This is a genomic window from Pedobacter terrae (genome assembly GCF_036946585.1).
GTDB lineage: Bacteria > Bacteroidota > Bacteroidia > Sphingobacteriales > Sphingobacteriaceae > Pedobacter > Pedobacter terrae_C.
Map to the genome: position 1 here is coordinate 28,532 of NZ_JAQIIV010000025.1, position 20,859 is coordinate 49,390.

21 protein-coding genes are annotated in these 20,859 nt (G+C 37.7%); 11 read left to right on the top strand and 10 right to left on the bottom strand.

Features of this window, described 5'->3' with window-relative positions; all coding sequences use genetic code 11:
* Positions 1-12: 12 nt before the first annotated feature.
* Together PGN18_RS21170 and PGN18_RS21175 are read right to left on the bottom strand one after the other, a co-directional pair.
* Positions 13-711, bottom strand: coding sequence for an endonuclease V (locus PGN18_RS21170; RefSeq protein ID WP_335321571.1), 699 nt, complete (start codon positions 709-711; stop codon positions 13-15).
* Positions 712-983: 272 nt separating this feature from the next.
* A complete protein-coding gene (locus PGN18_RS21175; protein ID WP_335321572.1) occupies positions 984-3,368 on the bottom strand; it encodes an outer membrane beta-barrel protein in 2,385 nt (794 codons plus the stop codon).
* 109 nt (positions 3,369-3,477) lie between these two features.
* Here PGN18_RS21175 and PGN18_RS21180 point away from each other — a divergent pair, with 109 nt between their 5' ends.
* Entirely contained in the window at positions 3,478-4,932 is a 1,455-nt protein-coding gene (locus PGN18_RS21180; protein ID WP_335321573.1) for a sensor histidine kinase, read from the top strand.
* Positions 4,919-5,611 (top strand): response regulator transcription factor, encoded by a 693-nt coding sequence (locus PGN18_RS21185; RefSeq protein ID WP_335321574.1) that lies wholly within the window; start codon positions 4,919-4,921, stop codon positions 5,609-5,611. Before PGN18_RS21180 ends, PGN18_RS21185 begins: the two co-directional genes overlap by 14 nt.
* Before the next feature lie 194 nt (positions 5,612-5,805).
* Here PGN18_RS21185 and PGN18_RS21190 read toward each other — a convergent pair whose 3' ends face one another.
* The 3 genes from PGN18_RS21190 to PGN18_RS21200 all read right to left on the bottom strand — a co-directional run bounded on the left by PGN18_RS21190 (position 5,806) and on the right by PGN18_RS21200 (position 7,381).
* Positions 5,806-6,006, bottom strand: a complete 201-nt coding sequence (locus PGN18_RS21190; RefSeq protein WP_335321575.1) for a hypothetical protein — start codon at positions 6,004-6,006, stop codon at positions 5,806-5,808.
* Between the two features lie 361 nt (positions 6,007-6,367).
* Complete coding sequence (locus PGN18_RS21195; protein WP_335321576.1) at positions 6,368-7,087, bottom strand: DUF481 domain-containing protein; 720 nt, start codon at positions 7,085-7,087, stop codon at positions 6,368-6,370.
* A 42-nt stretch (positions 7,088-7,129) separates the two neighbouring features.
* Positions 7,130-7,381 (bottom strand): hypothetical protein, encoded by a 252-nt coding sequence (locus tag PGN18_RS21200; RefSeq protein WP_335321577.1) that lies wholly within the window; start codon positions 7,379-7,381, stop codon positions 7,130-7,132.
* Between the two features lie 200 nt (positions 7,382-7,581).
* Here PGN18_RS21200 and PGN18_RS21205 point away from each other — a divergent pair, with 200 nt between their 5' ends.
* A complete protein-coding gene (locus tag PGN18_RS21205; RefSeq protein ID WP_335321578.1) occupies positions 7,582-8,433 on the top strand; it encodes an SDR family oxidoreductase in 852 nt (283 codons plus the stop codon).
* Between the two features lie 127 nt (positions 8,434-8,560).
* On the opposite strand, the gene PGN18_RS21210 is transcribed toward PGN18_RS21205, so the two are convergent.
* Complete coding sequence (locus PGN18_RS21210) at positions 8,561-8,872, bottom strand: hypothetical protein (protein WP_335321579.1); 312 nt, start codon at positions 8,870-8,872, stop codon at positions 8,561-8,563.
* A 159-nt stretch (positions 8,873-9,031) separates the two neighbouring features.
* On the opposite strand from PGN18_RS21210, the gene PGN18_RS21215 reads away from it, so the two are divergent.
* The 3 genes from PGN18_RS21215 to PGN18_RS21225 all read left to right on the top strand — a co-directional run bounded on the left by PGN18_RS21215 (position 9,032) and on the right by PGN18_RS21225 (position 11,551).
* Positions 9,032-9,727: a DUF4142 domain-containing protein gene (locus tag PGN18_RS21215; RefSeq protein ID WP_335321580.1), complete on the top strand. Its 696-nt coding sequence runs from the start codon at positions 9,032-9,034 to the stop codon at positions 9,725-9,727.
* 118 nt (positions 9,728-9,845) lie between these two features.
* The gene (locus PGN18_RS21220) at positions 9,846-10,442 is read left to right on the top strand and encodes an FMN-dependent NADH-azoreductase (protein WP_335321581.1); all 597 of its coding nucleotides are present in this window, start codon (positions 9,846-9,848) and stop codon (positions 10,440-10,442) included.
* Between the two features lie 794 nt (positions 10,443-11,236).
* Positions 11,237-11,551: a hypothetical protein gene (locus PGN18_RS21225; protein ID WP_335321582.1), complete on the top strand. Its 315-nt coding sequence runs from the start codon at positions 11,237-11,239 to the stop codon at positions 11,549-11,551.
* A 252-nt stretch (positions 11,552-11,803) separates the two neighbouring features.
* Here the strand turns inward: PGN18_RS21225 and mnmA are convergent, their stop codons facing one another.
* Complete coding sequence (gene mnmA, locus PGN18_RS21230; RefSeq protein ID WP_335321583.1) at positions 11,804-12,895, bottom strand: tRNA 2-thiouridine(34) synthase MnmA; 1,092 nt, start codon at positions 12,893-12,895, stop codon at positions 11,804-11,806.
* 521 nt (positions 12,896-13,416) lie between these two features.
* Between mnmA and PGN18_RS21235 the strand changes: the two genes are divergently transcribed.
* From PGN18_RS21235 to PGN18_RS21250, 4 genes are all read left to right on the top strand, one after another.
* Positions 13,417-15,702, top strand: coding sequence for a GH92 family glycosyl hydrolase (locus PGN18_RS21235; RefSeq protein ID WP_335321584.1), 2,286 nt, complete (start codon positions 13,417-13,419; stop codon positions 15,700-15,702).
* 278 nt (positions 15,703-15,980) lie between these two features.
* On the top strand, positions 15,981-16,310 hold the full coding sequence (locus tag PGN18_RS21240) for an ArsR/SmtB family transcription factor (protein WP_335321585.1): 330 nt from the start codon (positions 15,981-15,983) through the stop codon (positions 16,308-16,310).
* Positions 16,311-16,347: 37 nt separating this feature from the next.
* On the top strand, positions 16,348-16,914 hold the full coding sequence (locus PGN18_RS21245; protein ID WP_335321586.1) for a DUF6428 family protein: 567 nt from the start codon (positions 16,348-16,350) through the stop codon (positions 16,912-16,914).
* An 18-nt stretch (positions 16,915-16,932) separates the two neighbouring features.
* Entirely contained in the window at positions 16,933-17,352 is a 420-nt protein-coding gene (locus tag PGN18_RS21250; RefSeq protein WP_335321587.1) for an arsenate reductase ArsC, read from the top strand.
* 54 nt (positions 17,353-17,406) lie between these two features.
* Here the strand turns inward: PGN18_RS21250 and PGN18_RS21255 are convergent, their stop codons facing one another.
* The 3 genes from PGN18_RS21255 to PGN18_RS21265 form a co-directional block, all read right to left on the bottom strand.
* A complete protein-coding gene (locus tag PGN18_RS21255) occupies positions 17,407-18,258 on the bottom strand; it encodes an SDR family oxidoreductase (protein ID WP_335321588.1) in 852 nt (283 codons plus the stop codon).
* Positions 18,259-18,279: 21 nt separating this feature from the next.
* Complete coding sequence (locus tag PGN18_RS21260; protein ID WP_335321589.1) at positions 18,280-19,116, bottom strand: SDR family NAD(P)-dependent oxidoreductase; 837 nt, start codon at positions 19,114-19,116, stop codon at positions 18,280-18,282.
* A gap of 90 nt (positions 19,117-19,206) precedes the next feature.
* Positions 19,207-20,118, bottom strand: coding sequence for a helix-turn-helix domain-containing protein (locus PGN18_RS21265; protein ID WP_335321590.1), 912 nt, complete (start codon positions 20,116-20,118; stop codon positions 19,207-19,209).
* A 146-nt stretch (positions 20,119-20,264) separates the two neighbouring features.
* On the opposite strand from PGN18_RS21265, the gene PGN18_RS21270 reads away from it, so the two are divergent.
* Entirely contained in the window at positions 20,265-20,852 is a 588-nt protein-coding gene (locus PGN18_RS21270; protein ID WP_335321591.1) for a TetR/AcrR family transcriptional regulator, read from the top strand.
* Positions 20,853-20,859: the final 7 nt, after the last annotated feature.

Consider the following 20,859-nt stretch of genomic DNA (forward strand, 5'->3'; position numbering starts at 1 on the left):
GTTTATTGCTTATTAAAACAAAGTCAGTGGTGCAGATACCTCATGAAATCCAGCTTTTAATTTACCTGTTCTAAAATCATTTACAATATTATGAGCTATGCGGGTTGGTTCAGGGATCCGGTAACTCCCAATACAGTTTTTTAAGATCGCTAAGCTTTGATCAGCTGTAATTAAATGACCAGCAGATACATACACAGGGGCACAGCTAATCTTGGTGCGTAAAGCAAAACCAAGGGTTTCCCCATAGCTGTTAATTTCTGTAGTACTTAATCTTTTGTTTTCAGGAACATGGTTTTCGCCGTATAAAAGGCTTTTGGCGCAGCCTATTGTTGAGTGATTAGCCAAAATGCCAAAATGCGAAGCAACACCCATTCGTCTTGGATGCAAAATTCCATTTCCATCCAACACCACAACATCTGGTTTACTTTTAATTAATTCCCATACTTTTAATAATGCAGGTACTTCTTTAAAGCCTAAAAAGCCTGGCCTGTAAGGAAAATTGGTTTCATACGTGGCCAAAGCGAAAGCTTTTAGTACCATATCCGGATAGGTGAGCATTACAATGCCAGCATACATGGTAGCACTATTTTTATTGAAAGAAATATCAGCGCCGGCAATGGTTTTAATTTCAGGTATTTGCTGAAACTTTAATTGTTTGGCAAGTTCGATCTGGTAAGCGGTAGCCTCTTCGAAACTGTAATTGTCGTACATGAATTTAGTACATTTAAAGCTGTAAATTGTTTTGATTCCTCATTGCAGCGCAGCTAGTTTTGGCACCAAGTCAATTTTGATAGCAATAAGCTAAATCCGAAAAAATTAATAAAAATAGAATGCAAAAGGATGAGAGTGCATGCCTGAATTTTAAAAGAAAAAAATCATCTGATTGCTCAAACGCAAGATGCTAAGACGCACACTAGAACCAAGACTTTATTTTAACAGATTTAGAATTTAGCTAAATAAAATAACGACCAATAAAATTACTTTTATTGCGTGCGTTTCTTTTCCTCTTCGCTTGCTGAAGGCCGTTTTCTGGCTGCTGTTGGGTTTCCTCCTAGCCGGTAAGAGAAGCTCAAAGTAGCACTGCGCGTATCGCTTTTTTCTGTAAAGCCATTACGTTGGTTTTGATAGTTCACATTGATGCGATAAACATTGCTATAAGAAATATCATTAACGGAAAACCTTAAAGTTCCCTTACTTTCTAAGACGCTTTTGCTCATACCTGCGCTTACATCATAAAGTTTTGACAGTTGGTAAATGCCCTGTATGGTTGGGGAAGAGTACCAGGCGCTGATTTCTGCCTTTAAACCCCGAGCCTTATTTATGGTAAAGGCATGATTAGAGCTTAGGTAAATGCCCCATACATGGTAGTCATAGCGTGCCTGCAAATATCCCGACTTTTCCTGGCGATAGGAGCTTTGCACATAATTGTTGATTTCCCACCACTTTGCCAATTTAATTGGAAAAGATGCTGAAAAACCGATTTCCTGACTTAAATCGAGATTTCTTTGGGTATCATAGAAGATTTTTGAGCTGTTATCCTGTACAGTAATATTGCTAAAATAGTCAACCACACGCCTGAGGTAAAATGAGATGTTATATTGCTGTTTGTAGGTGTAACCTAGTTCGCCTTTGTATATAAAAGCGGGCTGTAAAGCAGGATTTCCTTCCAGGTAGGTATATGGACTGGTGTAAGATTTAAAAGGATTGAGTCTCCAATATTCTGGCCGGCTAATTCTTGAATTATAGGTAAGTTTAACTTCATTGTCTTTATTCACGTTATAAACCACAAAAAGTGTAGGAAAGACTTTAAAATAATTATTCTGATTGTTGGTGTTTAACGCAATAGATTTACCATTCGTGAGGGTGTATTCTCCTCGCAAACCACCTTCAAAACTCCATTTACCTAGGTCGCCGCTCATGCTGGCATAAATGGCTGCTATATTTTCTGCATATTCGAACTTATCGCTGCGGCCGTTTACCAATTCAGGGCCGGTAATTGGATTATTATAAAAATCAAAGCGATTACGCGTACGGATACTGCTATATTTCAGGCCAGACTCAAATGTCCATTTTTTCCAAAACTTATCCATATAATCCACTTTTCCAGAGTAAATATCAATATTTTGGTTGGATGGCGTAAAAATATGGTACTGATTAAGTAGGGGATTGCCATTAGCTAAAATTCCATAAGTATCTACCTGTTGGCTATTTTCATTTTGGTAGGGTACATAGTCAAGATCCAAATTAATATTTCTTCCATTAGTATCTAATTTGATCTTATAATTGAAATTAAAACTATATTGACTGGCTTTCCCGTTAGAAACATTTTGAGTTCGCAAAATCGAATCTGGTAATGGAGCGCGGTTATTGAAGATAGCAGTTAACGTATTATTTGGTCTGTTGCTTGTGCCATTATACCCATTTACCAAAATGCCGATTACTTGTTGTTTAGTAATGTTATAATCGGCCCCAATTTTATAGCTATTGGCATTTCCCAGGCGTATGCCCGATTTTTCATTCCTCCAGTCTGAATAACTCCCTGGCGAATCAAAAATAACGTATTCGTTTTCGGTATGGTCTTTTTTTCGGTGGCTATAACCATAACTGCCATACACATTCCATCTGTCTTTCCGGTAATTAAATACCACACTCGGGTTATAGCTGTTAAAGGTAGATCGGGTATAACCGCCTGAGAGTACCACATTATAACCATCACCTTTTGGTTTTTTAGAAATAATGTTGATTACTGCACCTCCCTGGGCATCATACCTGGCTGTGGGATTAGCAATAATTTCTATTTTGGCAATATTGTCTGATGGCAAGCTTCGGAGATACGCAGCTAAATCTTCACCTGATAATCTGATGGGTTTATCATCCATGTAAATAACCGCGCCTTTATTGTTGGCTGTTATTCCACCATCAAACTTTGTTTGTACGCCTGGTGCTTTAGCCAAAGCATCCCATACAGTTGTTCCACTGGCTACAATGCTATTTTCAACATTGAATATTACCCGGTCAATTTTTCTGACAATAACTGGTTTGGAGGCTGATACAGTTACTTGAGCTAACGTTTTTTCATCGCTGGTCATAATGATGGTAAGGGAGTCTATTGGCAACTCCAGCATTTTCGTTATATCCTTATAGCCAATGGCTTTAAGCGCTAAAAAGTAATTGCCTTTTAGTGGTTGTGAAAAACTGAACAGACCCATTTTGGAAAGCTGCACAGCTAAAGTAGAGTCTGCATGGCGAAGGCTAATGGTAACCCCATCTATAGGTATTCCGTATTTATCGGTCACCAAACCTTTTCGCAATTGAGCCAAAACCATTATAGGAAGGCAAAAGAACAGGGTTACGATTAATTTTTTCATGTTTCAAAGCTAACTGCTACCCATGTAAAGCAAAGTTAAGGTCGGTTAAATAAGGTTAAATCTTCAGTTTGTACTTCCTTCAATAAAATGATTTGTTCATTTTAGGGAAATGAAATGGCTTACATCCAGAAATGTTTTCCCATTGGCGGTAATTACGCTGATTATTAGTCTTTGCCTGCAGTGTGCCTGGATCCGGCAGTTATACCTGGCACAAAAACAGGATATTAAAACTAAACTCGAATCTATTGTAAGCAATGCCTCTAAACAGATCGTTTACCGAAGCGTATCCAGGGGACGTGAAAGGAGCAGCCGTTTTAAGCAGTTTTTTCTTTCTTCAGAATGGTTTGCATTGAGGCAGGCTTTTGATGGACTGAAATTGGACAACCTGCATAGCCAGTTTCACTATGGGATTGATAATGATAGCACTGTCGTTGAAATGAGGATGTCATTTCTAAACGACCCGAAAAAGCACTTTAAAATATCTTCATCTGCAAAGACGGATAATATGTCTCCACGTCAGGTTTCATCAGATGATCAAAAAGATTTGAAAAGTCTGGATAGCCTGGTTAACCGTCAACTCCAACAGTTTGATATCAGAATTCATAGGAATTATGCCTTATACGATTATTCGAGCGGAAACCTGATCAAACCAGTTCCTGTTGCCAAAAACAAATTGTCTTTTGTTAGTGAGTGTTATACCTATAACTTAAAATTTTTACACCGATACCAGCTCGTTGTGGGGAATATTTTTTGGGTTGTTATTTTTCAGATGCGTTATTACCTGATCTCATCCTTCATGATGTTGGTCCTTACTGCTGCTGCTTTTTACCTCCTCATCAGACTGATGAAAAACCAGCAGCTTTACGCACAGGCGAAGATAGCTTTTACCAGCAATATGACACACGAGCTGCAAACTCCAATCTCGACGATTTCGGTTGCCCTCGAATCCATTAAAAAATATCATTTAATCGATCAGCCCGAAAAATTGGAAAATTACCTCAATATCAGTGTTCATGAATTGCAGCGTTTGCAAGCCATGATTGAAAAGGTGCTTAAGCAGGAGCAAATGGATCTGGGAGAAACAAAATTGCAGTTCAGCCTGATTGATGTTCAGCCGATACTACAACAGGTAATTCACGCTATGGAGGTGCAGGTACAGGAGAAGAATGCGTTTATCACATTTTTGCCAACAGCTGAACCATTATTTATCAAAGGCGATGCGATGCACATCTCAAATGTGTTTTATAATTTGATCGATAATGCATTAAAATATTCTCCGGTTCATGCTAAAATTGAAGTATCGTGCAGTATAGCAGATCGACAATTAACGATCAGTTTCAAAGATAATGGCCCGGGAATAAATGAAATTTATCAGCAACAGGTTTTTGAACGGTTTTTTAGGATTTTTAACCAGGATAATATCCATAATGTAAAAGGATCTGGTTTAGGTCTTCACTATGTAAAACAAGTTATAGCATTACATGATGGTCATGTTGAGTTATACAGTAAAGATGGAAAAGGGTGCACTTTTATGGTTATTTTGCCTTTATATGAAGAAAATTAAGGTTTTGTATGCTGAAGATGAGCCCTTTTTGGCGCGTATCGTTGTTGATGGCTTAAGCAGTAGTGGTTATGAGGTAAATCTCGCTTTGGATGGAAAACTGGCTTGGTCGCAATTACAGGAAAACAAACCTGATATCTGTATCCTTGATATTATGATGCCCCAGAAAGATGGCTACACGCTGGCCACAGAAATCAGGAAATTGGACCCCAATATTCCCATTATATTTTTAAGCGCAAAAGCGCTTACCGAAGACGTGGTGAAAGGATTTAAGAGTGGAGGAAACGATTACCTAAAAAAGCCATTTAGTATTGATGAACTATTGGTGCGCATGGAATCGCTTTTAAAAAGATTCGGTCATGAACAAAAAGATGAAACAGACGTGGTTAGGAAATACCAATTTAGGAATTGCGTACTCGATGTCCTTACCCAAAAACTAAAAACTTCAACTGGCGAACATTCACTTTCATATAAAGAAACCATATTGCTTGAATTATTATTGAAAAACCGCAATAATACTTTAGAACGCGAACAGGCGCTGATTAAAATTTGGGGTGAAGATAGTTTCTACAATGGCCGTAGCATGGATGTTTTTATGGCACATCTCCGTAAGCTGTTAAAAAATGAACCTGAAATTCAAATCATGAGTTTAAGAGGAGTGGGGTACAAACTTATCTGTTGATTTTTATAAAAAGTCATTTTCTTTTGTAAACAAGCGTTTGGCTACACAGTGTTGTGTACTAACCAGACCATCGAAAAACTTTACTCTAGCCGAGCTGATCCCGGGCTAAGCTCAACATCATAAAATACCTGTAAATCACTAATCTGTAAGTGTTCGCTAAGTCTTTTTACAATACCACTGCTCCTTTTTAAGGCTTAAGATTTTGCCTTTTTGGCTTTTGGTTCAGGTTTTTCAGGTAATTGGATCGATAAAATCAAATCAATACTTTCTGAATTGATTTCATAATCGGCTGCAATTTTTTCCCATCTCTTTAATTCTGCCTGCAAGGTTTCAATTTCCTTCGCTAATGATTCGATCTTATTCTGGATTGATTTTCTAACGTTCATGTTTGCCATAACACAAAATTATGATTTGATGGCGTATCTTCGAACTTCTTTTTGTCAGTTGTGCCAATAAAAATTGCTAAGTGTTCTATTTCAGTGGGTTTTGTTCTGATAAAATTTTCAACAATGGTTAAGAATGATAGAATTTTCAGACATAATATAAAACTGTGTAATTATTAGCTATTTCTACCCAAGATTCCGTATCATCCAATATCGGGTTTTTAAAGCACTACAAAAGTAAACCATGAATTTGCTTATAGTTTGCAGATGAATTGCATACATCAGAAAAGAACATGAATAACCTGGCACCAATGTCGGTAAAGGGATAGCTAACCTTGGCCATTTTGCTTTAGATTAGCGACTGAAAACTCATCTAAAAATATTTATCGATCGTTAATCCGTACGTTAAGTTCAAGTTTTCGCTCTGGGTAATGTTTAATCTATTATAATTCAACGCGGTAGTGAGGCTGATCCACTTACGGAGTTTTAACCCGAGTGTGGTGGTAGAGCGGATAATATAATCGCCTTTTCTGTCAAATGAGTTTTGCAGAAAATGATTTCCGTCAATCGTAATGAGCTCTTTTATAGCGAAATGATACTGTAACCTCAGCGAATTCCGGTAGGTGTGGTAGCTGTCGCCCACAATTAAGCTACTTTGATCAAATAATACACCATCACTTAGGTTAATGTATGCATTGGATTTGTCTACTATGCTATAGGCAATGCCTCCACCTGCAAGCAATTGGTTTTTTAATTTTAGCGAATAACTGGTATTATAATTCACCAATCCCCAATAATAAAAATGTGGAAGGGTTTTGTATAAGTTGAAGTTTAATGTGGTAGAAAAATCATTGTTGGTTAAATTGCTGTTTTGCTTTCCATAAAGCCACGCCGAGGTAGAATTTAAAACAAAACTTTTCTTTTTTAAACCAAAATTAAGTGCATTATTTAATAGATAAGCACGGTCTTTATTGGTTCGGTTAATAGACCCGGTTGAAGTGAGTAGTATATGATAATTGGTGCTATCTGTATATTGGGCATATGACTTAAGCGTGTACAGGAAAAAAAATAAAGACAATGCAATCAACTTCATACTAGATTAACATCCTTTGCTATCAATATGTTTAGTTAGCATTTAATTATGGTCATACCATTTCGGTACAGGAATATATTCCTCGTTCCAGGCAATTTTACCTTGTTCATTTTTGTAACCGGCAGAAATTAGTTCAATATGAGGGATTTCTTCTGCAATTTCTTTTTTAAACCGATAGGCATCAATGGATAAATAATGATAAAGTTTCTCCTGCTCAGACTTATTCTCGGCTAACAAAATCAATGCATTCTCTCCTGTTTTAAGAGTATAAACAAATGTGCCTTTTACTTTCATTTTATCTTTTAATGAAAGACAATAAAAAATTAAGTTAAGTTTTGTTCATTTTACCCAGGCAGGCCACACCAGGTTAATAACAGGGAGATTTTATTCATCCGAGGTGCTGAACAATATTAAGCCAAGAGCGGGGCCTTAAAACTTTGCAGAAGATACTCTTGTTAATAACAGTAGTGAAATTTAACTAGAGAGAAGAAGCGATGAAAACACAAAAGACACCTGCCAAACAAAATAAACAACCAGGTATAGAAGCGAAGATGGATCCAAGACCTGAAGTGATCAAATCAAGCTATAAAGGATCTGGCAAACTAAGTGATAAAGTGGCGCTGATTACCGGTGGAGATAGTGGAATTGGTCGTTCAGTTGCTGTTCATTTTGCCAGGGAGGGAGCTGATGTAGCGATTGTTTACCTGGATGAAGATATAGATGCAAAAGAAACTCAGAAAATGGTTGAAGCCGAAGGCAAAGATTGTTTATTGATTAAAGGTGATGTTAAAAAACCTGAATTTTGTAAAAAAGCAGTTGAAACAACGGTCCAAAAATTTGGAAAGATTAATATTTTAGTAAATAATGCAGGAATGCAGATTCCGCAGAAAGATCCGAAAGAGATTGATGATAAACAATTGGAAGATACTTTCAGAACCAATATATTTGGCTATTTTTATTTTGCCCACGAGGCACTTAACTATTTTAAGGCAGGCGATACCATTATTAATACAACCTCGGTAACGGCCTACCGTTCATCGCCAAACCTGATCGATTACTCTTCAACAAAAGGAGCGATAACATCTTTCACCCGTTCATTGGCTACGAATTTAGCTAAAACAGGTATCCGCGTAAATGCTGTGGCACCGGGTCCGGTTTGGACACCACTTATTGTATCCACTTTTGATGAAGAAAAGATCAAGTCATTTGGTTCTGAAACCGCAATGGAAAGGGCAGGTCAACCTTCAGAGCTTGGCCCGGCCTATGTATTCCTTGTATCAGATGATGCCTCATTTATTACCGGACAGGTGATGCATGTTAATGGCGGGGAAGTGGTGAACGGATAATTTTTAAAAATAAAAAATTATAATCTTAATGCCTTACTGCATAGATTTTAGTCCGATGTTATTCAAATAAAAAATGCCAGACATCTGCAGGTCTGGCATTTTTTTTCCTCTATCAATTAAAGATCGGTTATAGCATTTCGCTATCATCCTCGTCATAAGCGTTGGGATCATTATCCAATTCTTCTATGTCAGATTCATTGTAGTCATCCGTTTCATCCAGTTCTTCATCATTTTCTTCGCCTTCAGGATCCTCAATTTCTTCGTTTAATTGTGTTCCTTCACCATCAGCAAATGGCACCTCATCCTCCGTATAGTCATTATCGTCATCAGGCTCTGGAGTGGCATGGCCTTCAGCTGCATTTCCTTGCGAACGGTTGATCTGAAATTGTTCGATATTTTGAATTTCTTCTTCCTGTTGGTTGTTTTCTTGATTTTCCATAGTTATGTTTTTATAATAGAACAGAATAAAAATGGATTAAGTTTAGTAGAAATTTAAAATCTTAAACCTTGTTGTTGTAAGTTTTAAATAATGATGTTGCTCAAACTTTTTAAATTCTAATATGGTTCTATTAGTGCGTGATACCTCAACTAATCTATTATGAAAAAGCGTTTTAAAACCCGGGAAATGGCCGTAGTGGGAATGATTATTTCAGCTACTTCATTTAATGCCATTGCAAATGCTGATTGGCATTATGCAACTTTAACTGACTATGCCCATCAGCAAGATACCATTACCACCGAGCAATTTTTGCAACAGGCCGCAATTGCAGGAATGAAAGAGGTATTGACAGGGAAACTTGCTGGAGACAAAGCAACTGATAAAAAAATTAAAGCATTTGGTCAAATGATGGTTAATGATCATAACCAGGCCAATGAAGAATTGAGGACATTGGCAAAACTTAAAAAGGTGGCGCTGCCGATGAGCAATCCGGAGGGTGGTTTAAGGCCTGACGGCAGGGTTGATTCTGCTCCTGAAAATCTGAAAGATACTTCTCGTACCAGAAACGCAGGGGGCGAGGCAGGTAACACGGGTTTGGCACAAAAGAAAGTTAATGGACCAACGGAAGCAGAGGTAACTCAGGCGATTGACCAGTTAAGGAAACTAAATGGAAGCTCATTTGATCAGGCTTATGTTGAAATGATGATTTCAGATCATCAAAAAGCTGTCGCCTTATTTGAAAAAGCAGCTCAATCTTCTGACGCTGATGTTAAAAGATATGCCGGGAAATATTTACCTAACCTAAGAAAGCATTTAAAGCAGGTAAGCGCTTTAGCCGGTAAATCAAGTCAATAAGGGTTTATTTTCAAAAAAAAATAAGCAGCTATACCAAAGGATAGTACTATCCTTTGGTATAGTAATAGCTTTTTGATACTTTGTATCTATAATTTTGCCAGAAATAAAAAGGCAAAAAATGAAAATATTACATCTTATATCCAGCCCAAGAGGCGAAGCATCTTTCAGTATTAAATTGGGAAATGCCATTGTTGAAAAATTACAGGCAGCAAATCCTGGCAGTACTTTAACCGTACACGATCTTACCAATACTCCGTTTCCACATTTGGAAGAAGTACACATCAATTCTTTTTTTACACCAAAAGAAAATCACACTCCAGAATTAACAGTAGCTATAAAACATTCTGACGAGGCTATCGCCGAACTTCAGGATGCAGATGTGATTGTAATTGGTAACCCAATGTATAATTTCGGTATTGCGTCAACATTAAAGGCATGGATCGATCACATTGCGCGGGCTGGTAAAACATTCAGATATACAGAAAAGGGTCCAGAGGGCTTGGTGAAAAACAAAAAAGTGTATTTGGCTATTTCTTCCGGTGGTGTTTATTCAGAAGGGCCGATGAAACCTTATGATTTTACGGAATCTTATCTAAGAGCTGTTCTTGGTTTTATGGGTATGACTGATATCACTGTGTATCGTGCAGAAGGTGTAAGCATTCCAGATCTAAAAGAGCTAGCTTTAGATAAAGCAATCGAAAGTATAGCCCTTTAGATAGTTCATTAGTCATTAGTACACTATTTAGTAGTTTTCTTTGTCATCAGTTCAATGGTTGTTGGTTTAATTAGCAGTTTTTTTATTCTACTTAAGCTTTCGACTAATGACTACGGATTCAAGACCGCAAACTAAAGGAGTGGACTAATGACTTTTTACTAACTAGCTGCCCAGGTATTGCTCAATCATGCAAACAAAATCGTTCAGATCAAACGGCCTGTTAATGAAATTTTCTATGTCCCATTTAGACCTAACTGTATTTAGGCCATTATCGGAATATCGTGTGTTTTAAGATGTTCTTTCAACGCATAGAGATTTCCAACCCGTTTCCATCAGGTAACATAATGTCAAGAATAACCATATCTGGTAGCTGTTTACTCATTCAAAACCATAACTTACCGGGGTTTTGACAGGTCTTTAACTGTTAAAGTTCTCAATTAGCAGCAATTCGATAATTTATTTAATCTTTGGATTGTCATTCACTACATAGATACACTTTTCACCAGCTTAAATTTGTTATAGAGATGATTGATCTAGCAATCAGATGCTTAAGCTTTTTATATACAGTTTACGGATTATTGCCCTCGTCTTAACTCATGTCATGCGTTTCTATAATTTTTAAGTTAACAAGAAAAAAATGAAGAAATAAATTTTGATACTAATTTTTTTAGTATAGATTTGCTTCAAGGAAGACAGCGTAAAGAAAATATTATCCAGATCATTTGATGTAAACGATATGATTTTAAACAAAAGGCTTCTTTCTTGGTTTGTTTGCTGATATACTTATTTTTTATATGACCGTTACCGTTTTAGCCATACTCGAAACAGATTTTAAACCAGATCTTTCGTTAGGTAGGATTATGAATGAAAGATTAAAGATTGCTGCTGCAGATTTACAGGATATTCATTTACAACCTTTGCATGCAGTTGGGCAACGCAGTGATGATCTGGTGGTTTATATCAGTTACAACCCAAAATATAAAATCAGGTGGCGTGTAGTTAATGATGTGCCAGAAGACGTAGAAAACTTTGTAGCCCAAACCTGTGGTAATTTAGGTTACATTCAATGGAAAACCGCATCAATTAATGTTTTTAAGGGCAGTGAATGATTGTAAAATGTGTTCCGTATTTATTTGCTGATATTGCAGAGTCCACTGATCATTCGTCATTCCCGCGCAGGCGGGAATCGTAATGCGAGCGTTTTAAGATTCCCAATCAAGTTGGGAATGACGATTATCGTCAGGCTAAGACTTGCTGAAATAAGCTTAGCTTACGGATTGTATTGGTATTCGGTTACCCTGAACCGAGCCTTAGCGAGCTCAACAAGGGTAATTTATTTCAGGGTCTATGCAAATAATCTTCTATACCAAAAATCCTCCGCCCAATAAATCATTGCCCTCATAAAATACAGCCGATTGGCCGGGAGCAATTGCAGATACATGATGATCAAATACTACACGCATTTTATCTTTTTCCTGAACAATTGTGCTTAACATACCTGCATCTTTATAACGGATTTTGGTAATCACATCATTCATCGGTTCCTCAATACTTGCATATTTAATTAAATTAATGTTGCGTACCATAGCTTCTCGACGTTCAAGTTCATCAGCTTTACCCAAAACAACTGTATTGCTTTCTGGCAGGATTTGCGTTACAAACATAGGCTCACCAAAGGCTACACCTAACCCTTTACGCTGACCGATGGTATAAAAAGGATAACCTTTATGTTTTCCAACCACCATTCCATTACTTAAAATAAAATTTCCGCCAGCTACTCTATCTTCTAAATCGGCTACTTTATGTTTTAAGAAAGCCCTGTAATCGTTATCCGGTACAAAGCAGATTTCATAACTTTCCGATTTTTTAGCCAGTTCTTCCTGTCCCATATCTAAAGCCATCTGTCTGATTTCAGATTTTGCAAAACTACCCAATGGGAACTTAGTACGCGAAAGGTTTTCTTGCGAAACACCCCATAGTACATAAGATTGGTCTTTATTTTCGTCTTTCCCTTTAGAAATGACATAACGGCCGCTATCTTGCTGGCGAATATTGGCATAATGGCCGGTTGCAATAAATTCGCAATCCAGTTTATTGGCACGTTTTAAAAGTGCTTCCCATTTAATGTGCGTATTACATAAAACACAAGGATTTGGTGTTCTTCCGGCAAGATATTCATCTACAAAATTATCGATCACATAATCGCCAAATTCATCCCTGATGTCCAGAATGTAATGTGGGAATCCATAATTTACGGCAAGCGTACGGGCATCATTAATACTATCCAACGAGCAACAACCAGTTTCCTTACTGCTACCACCAGAAGTGGCATAATCCCAGGTCTTCATGGTTAATCCAATAACCTCATAACCCTGCTCATGCAACATTACAGCCGCTACCGAACTATCAACCCCGCCACTCATGGCTACCAGAATTCTACCGTGTTTACTCATCTTAAAAATATAAGGATGCAAAAATAAGGTTTATTTAGCTGAAATTATTTAAGGCAAGTCAGTTACTTGTAAAAAGCGGTTGTTAATTTATCCTGCTTATTACCTAGATGTGCTGAAGTGGTTTAGGTATCTGTTAAATTTTGAAAATGAATGGTTCGGTGTTAATGGCTGCCAGCAGTCCTGCTATCCCTTCAAGTCCTCGGCTCGTTCCTCACCTCCGGGCTTTCCGTTCTATCAGGTTTATTGATCAGAATCTGTATTACATGGCCATGAAAAAAACTCTTTCAGTAAACTATTTGCCGTTAAAATGAAAGAAGTCAAGTTTAAAATAGTGCGGTGCATACAAACTTGACTTCTTTTATATCCAAACCACGCAGGTTTAAAGTAATAATAAATGTTAGGGGCAATACCTAAAATGTATTTTTTGTTTTACTTAAACGTTTTAGTCTATGCTTTGTGCATATTTGAAGATAAATTAATACCTTAGAATTTTCAACAAAACAAGCTAATCTTAAAAAGATATGACTAAAAGCGTTATCCTGTCTTGTCTCTTGCTTTCATCAATGATGGCATCGGCACAGCAGAATTTAGTGCAGTATGTTAAACCCATCATCGGCACATCCAAAATGGGACATACTTATCCTGGTGCCACTGTTCCATTTGGCGCGGTGCAACTAAGCCCCGAAACGGATACTTTATCCTACGAAGTAAATGGAAAATATAATGGCGATGTATACAAATACTGCGCAGGTTATAAGTATGAAGATAAAACCATTACTGGTTTTAGTCACACCCATTTCAGCGGCACAGGTCATTCAGATCTGGGCGATTTTCTCATCATGCCTACACAAGGTAAACTGCAGTTAAACCCTGGTGTGGCTTCTAATCCTAAAGGTGGTTACCGTTCTGCCTATTCGCATAACAATGAAGTTGCTGAGGCCGGTTACTATAAAGTGAAGCTAGATGATGATAACATTATTGCAGAACTTACCTCAACTACAAGGGTAGGGATGCATCAGTATACTTTCCCGAAATCAGATCAATCGCATATTATTTTGGATTTGATGGCAGGTATTTATAATTACGAAGAAAAAACTGTTTGGACTTATGTCCGTGTAGTAAACGATACTTTGGTTGCTGGTTATCGCCAAACCAATGGATGGGCCAGAACACGAACCGTGTATTTTGCAATGAGCTTTTCCAAACCTTTTAAAAGTTATGGACGCAGAAGTTATGATGCCAAACAAGCTTACCGGGGCTTTTGGGGTAAGTTTAATCAGGACCAGAACTTTCCGGAGATTGCAGGCAAAAAGTTAAAAATGTTTTTCGATTTCGATACCAAAGAAGGAGAGAAGATCAAAATTAAATTTGCTTTATCTCCTGTTAGTCAGGAAAATGCACTGCAGAATATGCGGGCAGAAATTTCGGGCTGGGATTTTGAAAAGGTAAAAGCACAGGCGCAGGCTGCCTGGAATAAAGAGCTAAACAAAATTCAGGTAAACACATCAAATGATAATAAGATAAACTTTTATACCGCTTTGTATCATGCTTATATCAACCCAACAACATATACCGATATAAATGGAGATTATAAAGGGTTAGATCAGGGCGTGCATAACGCAGATGGATTTACCAATTACACTACCTTTTCCCTTTGGGATACCTACCGGGCTTTACATCCATTTTTTAATATTACCCAGCCAGGCCGTAGTAATGATATGGTAAAATCAATGTTGGCGCATTACGATCAGAGTAGTTTGCACATGTTACCAATCTGGTCGCATTATGCTAACGATAACTGGTGTATGAGTGGTTACCACAGTGTTTCGGTAATTGCTGATGCGATTATTAAAGGTACTTACACTGGTGATGCGAACAAAGCTTTAGATGCCTGCATAGCAACAGCCAAACACCGGGATTATGAGGGCATTGGCTATTATATGGATAAAGGGTACATCCCGGCAGAAAAATCAGGTATTTCGGTTTCCAATAACTTAGAATATTCTTACGATGATTGGTCAATTGCGCAATTGGCGAAGAAATTAAATAGAATGGATGTTTATAATGAATTTATCAAACGTTCAAACAACTGGAAGAACAACTATGACAGTGCTACGGGTTTTATGCGTCCGAAATTGGCCGATGGAACCTTTAAAAAGGAATTTGATCCAAAAGATACCGAAGGGCAAGGTTTTATTGAAGGCAATAGCTGGAACTACAGTTTTTTTGTACCGCAAGATCCTGCTACTTTGATCGAAATGATGGGCGGTAAAAAGAAATTTGCTACCCGTTTAGATACCCTGTTTACCATGCATCTACCTGATGAATTTTTTGCACACACCGAAGATATTACCCGCGAAGGTATTATTGGTGGCTATGTGCATGGAAATGAGCCGGCACACCATATTGTATACCTGTACAATTGGGCCGATCAGCCATGGAAAACACAGGCGCAGGTTCGTCATATCCTGAATATGCAATACAAACCTACTGCCGATGGTTTAGGTGGGAATGACGATTGTGGACAGATGAGTGCCTGGTATATGTTCTCTTCGCTAGGGTTTTATCCTGTTGCACCAGGCTCTGATGTGTACTCATTAGGTAGCCCTTTGGTTAACAACGCGGTGATCAATTTGGAAAATGGTAAAACTTTTACACTTGAAGCCATTAAACAAAGCGATAAAAATGTTTATGTAGAGAAAGTTTTATTGAACGGTAAAGAAATAACCGATCATAAAATTAAACATGCTGATATCACCAACGGTGGAAAGCTCACTTTTTACATGAGTGCAAAACCTAGAAAATAGTTTTTTCTCATCGGGATAAAGAAACGTCGGCTATTTTAGCCGACGTTTTTGTTATCCTTCAAATGTTGTCATTTCAAGCATCGTCGAGCGTTCGAAAGCTCAGCGAGGCTAAAATTTATCTCAGGACAAATTTCTCTATGCTACTGCGTTCCTGTAAAGATGACGATCATTGTATATGAAACTAATTCAGGCATCGTTTTCATGTCTGCGTGGCAGAAAATAATTGATGTAAATAATTTTGATAAGTGATTTATCTATCGTAATATTGCGATATAATTATGGGTCTTACAAAAACAGAAATATTCTCCGAAGAGCAGAATCAAATGGCTGCCTGGTTAAAAGCAATGGCGCATCCCGCCAGGATAGCAATCCTGCAACGGATTCTTAGATCAAATACCTGTATTTGCGGCGATTTGGTTGAGGAATTAGGCCTTGCACAAGCGACCATTTCTCAGCATTTAAAAGAGCTTAAAAATGCCGGTATTATACAAGGGACTATTGATGGAGTGAGCGTTTGTTATTGTATTGAGCCTAGCACATGGAAATTGCTTGAAAACCAGTTGGGTAATTTCTTCTCATCATATAATGGCGAACCAAACTGCTGTTAAAATTTTTTATATCAATCAATCGTTAAATTGCAATATTATGATTAATGCATCTTCAACGGAATGGAGCAGCTTCAAAGCTAAACTTCAACAACATCCAGAATTGTTGTTACAGTTCCGATACACAGCTGATAAATTGGTAAATGCTAATTACCACATTACTGAAATTAAACAGGCTCCAATAACCTCAGTAGATTGCGGAGGAGTTATGAATGCCTGGACTGAAATTATCATACAATTATGGGAGCCTACGGAAGAGGAAGGGGGCAGGGCTATGTATGTAAAAAAGGCATTATCAATTATTGAATTAGTAGATAATAGAATGCCTATAAATCCAATGGCGGTTGTGAAGATTGAATTTGGAAATTCAATATTTGATACGAGACAAATGTATCCCGCTGAATTTAAAATCGATGGCGACAACCTGATTATCAACTTGACACCGGATGCCACGCAATGCAAGGCTACTAGCCGCGGGGGAAGTTGCGGTACAACAGCAACGGGTGAGGAATGCTGTGCGCCTGTTAAACCTATAAAAAGAAAAGTCGAATTAGTTAACCTTGTGTCTGATCAAAACAGTTGTACACCAGGTAGCGGTTGCTGTTAACATTTAATTTTTGCCCTCATGAAAAATATATTGGTGCTTTGCACCGGGAACAGTTGCCGTAGCCAACTAGCAGAAGGATATTTGAAATATTATGCACAAAATAGAGCTAAAATCTATAGCGCCGGCATAGAAGTACATGGGGTTAATCCAAAGGCAATAAAAATAATGGCCGAAGATGGAATTGATATTTCAGACCAAACTTCGAATAATATTGAAGAGTATTTCAATATTTCTTTCGATTATGTGATTACCGTGTGTGATCATGCCAAAGAATTTTGCCCGTATTTTCCTACGAATGCCATAAAATTACACCGTAACTTTCCTGATCCGGCAAAAGCAATAGGTACAGAAGTAGAAATCATGTTGCATTTCAGAAATACGAGAGACCTGATTAAATCTTACATCAAGGATTTTGTAAACGAAAACTTAAAACGATAATAAAAAATCCGTCATTGCATTGTCGGTCGAAAGAGCAATGACGGATTTCATAAATTAAATAATCACTTCATCAAAATTGGTAGCAGTAGCTAAATATTTCCAATTCGACATATCCCTTTGTACATCTGCAATTTTTCCATCGGCTATCTGGTAAGCATCAGGACCTAAGAACAAATGAAGCGGTGGGTTTTCACTTTTGGAAGCCGCAATAATTACTTCAACCGCCTTGGCCGGATCACCTGGCTGTTGGTTGTTGATGTCGTTTTGGTGTGCAACTTGTGTTTCGCGCACTTCTTTATAGGCATTGATAGGAGAACTTGGCACTGCTAATGAGCCTGATGTAAGGAACTCGGTTCTAAAATAACCCGGTTCTACAACAGTTGCTTTTATGCCCATTGATTTTACTTCTGCAGCCAGCGATTCGGTAAAGCCGACTACCGCAAATTTGGTGGCGCAATAAATCCCAAAGCCGGGGAAATTACCTGAAAAGCCACCGATTGAAGAGATATTGAAAATATGACCTGATTGTTGTTTTCGCAACTGCGGCAACACCTTTCTGATTACATTTAAAGAACCAAAAACATTCACATCAAAGTTTTGGCGCGATTCTTTGTCGCTTAACTCTTCTAATGCGCCAAGCATGCCATAGCCCGCATTGTTTACGACAACATCCAGCTGGCCAAATTTGCTGATGGTTTGGCTAACCGCATTTTCTACACTACTTTCGTCGATCAGATCAACTGCCAAAGGCAAGAAATTTTCGTGTTCGCCTACGGCTTTCATTAAATCTTCTAAATTTCTTGAAGTTGCGGCAACGTTAACGCCACTGTTTAATAATGTTTTTACTAAGATTAGTCCCAGGCCTTTTGAAGCGCCTGTTACAAACCATACTTTTTGATTTTCCATGATAAATTTTGTTTTTTGAAATTAATTTTTGTCGAAATCTGTTGAAATGGTGATGGCTTTCCAATCATTAAATTCTTTCTGCAATGATGCTAACTTGTTGTTTGCCCGCTGAAAAGCATCGTTCCCTAAAAGTAAATGAACCGGTGGATTAGGCATACTTGCCAATGAGATCATAGCTGCTGCGGCCTTCTCTGGATCACCAATCTGTTGACCATCCATTTTTAGGTATTTGCTGTGTGTTAACCGCACTTCTTCATATTCGGCAATAGGATTAGCTGCCAAAATCAATGAATTCGCAGTTAAGAAACTGGTTCTGAATGCACCTGGCGCTACAACGGTCACCTTTACGCCGAATTCTTTAAGGTCTTCGGCCGAGACCTCTGACAATGCAATTACTGCCGATTTCGCTGCCGAATATATCGCCCAGCCAGTTGCACCAGCGATGCCCGCAATCGATGCGATATTGATGATGTGACCAGCTCGTTGCGCCCTTAAATGAGGTGAAGCTTTTCTGATGACGTTTATTGTTCCAAAAACATTTACATCAAAACTGTTGCGCGTTTCCGCATCAGTCAATTCTTCAATGCTACCTCCAATGCCATAACCTGCATTATTAATTACAACATCTATTCTTTCGAATTTTGCAATAGTTGCTTGTATTGCATCCTCTACACTTTTTTCGTCAGCAAGATTAACGGCCAGAGGAAGAAATTTTCCCGTTTCATCATTTACTGCTTTTTTAAGTTCATCAATACTTCTTGAGGTAGCCACCACAGATTGGCCAGCCTTTAATAACTGATGAACTAAACTTAATCCTAAGCCTTTTGAAGCTCCAGTAATAAACCAAACTTTTTTCATGCCCATAGTTTTATCCTTTTTTTGTTAAGACAAAATTACGGCGCAAATGAATTTACGCTATTACGTTAATCAAACTGATTGTTACGAAATTCAAACAATCCGGTAAGAAGTAGGAGTGTGGTTGGTTAATTTTTTAAAAAAATTGTTGAAATGGGTAGGCTCTTCAAATCCCAGGCAATAACCTATTTCTGAAATATTCCAATCGGTATGTTTCAGTAAAGCTTTAGCTTCTCTCAACAAACGTTCTGTAATATAGTGAGTAGTGGTTTTGCCAGTCGTTTCTTTTATCGCACGGTTTAAATGGTTTACGTGTACCGAAAGCTGTGAAGCATAATCTTTCGCCGAACGCATGGTAAACCTTTGAGTAGTGGTTTCGATGGGAAACTGTCGCTCTAACAGCTCGGTAAAAACAGAAGTAATCCTGGCATTGGCATCCGTATGTTTAAATAGATTTTCAGAAGGTTCTGTTTTTAAAGCAAAATGGGTAATTTCTGTAATATAATTTCGAAGCAGATCATATTTATAAATATAATCAGAATTAATTTCTTCAAACATCTTAGAAAAAATAGCTTCGATGTGCCTGTCCTGCTGTTCATTCAAAATATATGCGGGTTTTCCTCCATGGGTAAACATTGGCAAATCACCAATATTTCCACGGATCTTTTCGGTGAAAAAAGCCTCTGTAAAGATGCAAAAGTAACCTGTTACCTCACTTTGTTTGCCACTGCCCAGTTCCCAGGTATAAGGTACAAGCGGATTGAAAAAGATTAAAGCTGTACCATTAATTTCGATACTCCTATCTGCATAGTGGTAAACATTATGGCCACGTGTAAGGCAGATTTTGTAATAATCCCTGCGGTTATAACTCATCGGCTTGTGATCATCCCTTAAACAATCTTCCAGTTTGAAAACGTTAAAATGACCTACCCCATTCTGGAGGTTATCAGGTAGGAACCTGAATTTGTTCTGATAAAAATCTTCTATCGTCTCTGGTTTGTTCATCAATCAAAGTTACAAAATTCAAACCTAAAATGAATTAATGTGATAAAAGGGAGGCACTACTTAAGTTAAAAGGAGATTACGATGATAAAAATAATTGAATTTAATATACCGATTGGTATATATTTGCATCGTCGATTTAAAGAAACATGACCAAGGCAGAAAAAACGAGAAATTTTATTGTAGAGAAAACAGCACCTATTTTTAATATGAAGGGTTATGCTGGTACTTCTTTAAATGATATTACTGCAGCTACTGGTTTAACAAAAGGCAGCATTTATGGCAACTTTGCCAATAAGGATGAAGTAGCATTGGCTGCTTTCGATTACAATCTAAAAAATGTGGTGTCGAGGATAGAGGCCGAAATAAACAGACAAAAATATGTAAAGGGTAAATTATTGGTTTACATTGATATCTATCAAAATCTTCTTACCGGTACAGTAACAGAAGGTGGTTGTCCGATTTTAAATACTGCCATTGATGCTGATGATACCCACCCGGCTTTGAAAGCACGAGCAGCAAAAGCTGTGCTCGGTTGGAAGAACCGTATTGTAGAACTGATTGAAACCGGTATCGCTGCCAAAGAAATCAATGCAAATTATCATCCGGAGCAAATTGCACTGACTGTTATTGCCATCATAGAAGGTGGAATCATGATTTCAAGATTGACTGCAAAACCAGCATATTGGAATTTAATTATGGATTCTTTAAAAAAATACGTCAATAGCCTCAGCTAAAAATTTT

Coding starts and splice junctions, on each gene's coding strand:
- PGN18_RS21185 (WP_335321574.1), top strand. CDS start 4,919: ATGAAGAAAATTAAGGTTTTGTATGCTGAAGATGAGCCCTTTTTGGCG.
- PGN18_RS21270 (WP_335321591.1), top strand. CDS start 20,265: ATGACCAAGGCAGAAAAAACGAGAAATTTTATTGTAGAGAAAACAGCA.
- PGN18_RS21220 (WP_335321581.1), top strand. CDS start 9,846: ATGAAAATATTACATCTTATATCCAGCCCAAGAGGCGAAGCATCTTTC.
- PGN18_RS21235 (WP_335321584.1), top strand. CDS start 13,417: ATGACTAAAAGCGTTATCCTGTCTTGTCTCTTGCTTTCATCAATGATG.
- PGN18_RS21225 (WP_335321582.1), top strand. CDS start 11,237: ATGACCGTTACCGTTTTAGCCATACTCGAAACAGATTTTAAACCAGAT.
- PGN18_RS21265 (WP_335321590.1), bottom strand. CDS start 20,118: ATGAACAAACCAGAGACGATAGAAGATTTTTATCAGAACAAATTCAGG.
- PGN18_RS21215 (WP_335321580.1), top strand. CDS start 9,032: ATGAAAAAGCGTTTTAAAACCCGGGAAATGGCCGTAGTGGGAATGATT.
- PGN18_RS21205 (WP_335321578.1), top strand. CDS start 7,582: ATGAAAACACAAAAGACACCTGCCAAACAAAATAAACAACCAGGTATA.
- PGN18_RS21210 (WP_335321579.1), bottom strand. CDS start 8,872: ATGGAAAATCAAGAAAACAACCAACAGGAAGAAGAAATTCAAAATATC.
- PGN18_RS21170 (WP_335321571.1), bottom strand. CDS start 711: ATGTACGACAATTACAGTTTCGAAGAGGCTACCGCTTACCAGATCGAA.
- PGN18_RS21200 (WP_335321577.1), bottom strand. CDS start 7,381: ATGAAAGTAAAAGGCACATTTGTTTATACTCTTAAAACAGGAGAGAAT.
- PGN18_RS21260 (WP_335321589.1), bottom strand. CDS start 19,116: ATGAAAAAAGTTTGGTTTATTACTGGAGCTTCAAAAGGCTTAGGATTA.
- PGN18_RS21195 (WP_335321576.1), bottom strand. CDS start 7,087: ATGAAGTTGATTGCATTGTCTTTATTTTTTTTCCTGTACACGCTTAAG.
- PGN18_RS21240 (WP_335321585.1), top strand. CDS start 15,981: ATGGGTCTTACAAAAACAGAAATATTCTCCGAAGAGCAGAATCAAATG.
- mnmA (WP_335321583.1), bottom strand. CDS start 12,895: ATGAGTAAACACGGTAGAATTCTGGTAGCCATGAGTGGCGGGGTTGAT.
- PGN18_RS21190 (WP_335321575.1), bottom strand. CDS start 6,006: ATGGCAAACATGAACGTTAGAAAATCAATCCAGAATAAGATCGAATCA.
- PGN18_RS21250 (WP_335321587.1), top strand. CDS start 16,933: ATGAAAAATATATTGGTGCTTTGCACCGGGAACAGTTGCCGTAGCCAA.
- PGN18_RS21245 (WP_335321586.1), top strand. CDS start 16,348: ATGATTAATGCATCTTCAACGGAATGGAGCAGCTTCAAAGCTAAACTT.
- PGN18_RS21180 (WP_335321573.1), top strand. CDS start 3,478: ATGAAATGGCTTACATCCAGAAATGTTTTCCCATTGGCGGTAATTACG.
- PGN18_RS21255 (WP_335321588.1), bottom strand. CDS start 18,258: ATGGAAAATCAAAAAGTATGGTTTGTAACAGGCGCTTCAAAAGGCCTG.
- PGN18_RS21175 (WP_335321572.1), bottom strand. CDS start 3,368: ATGAAAAAATTAATCGTAACCCTGTTCTTTTGCCTTCCTATAATGGTT.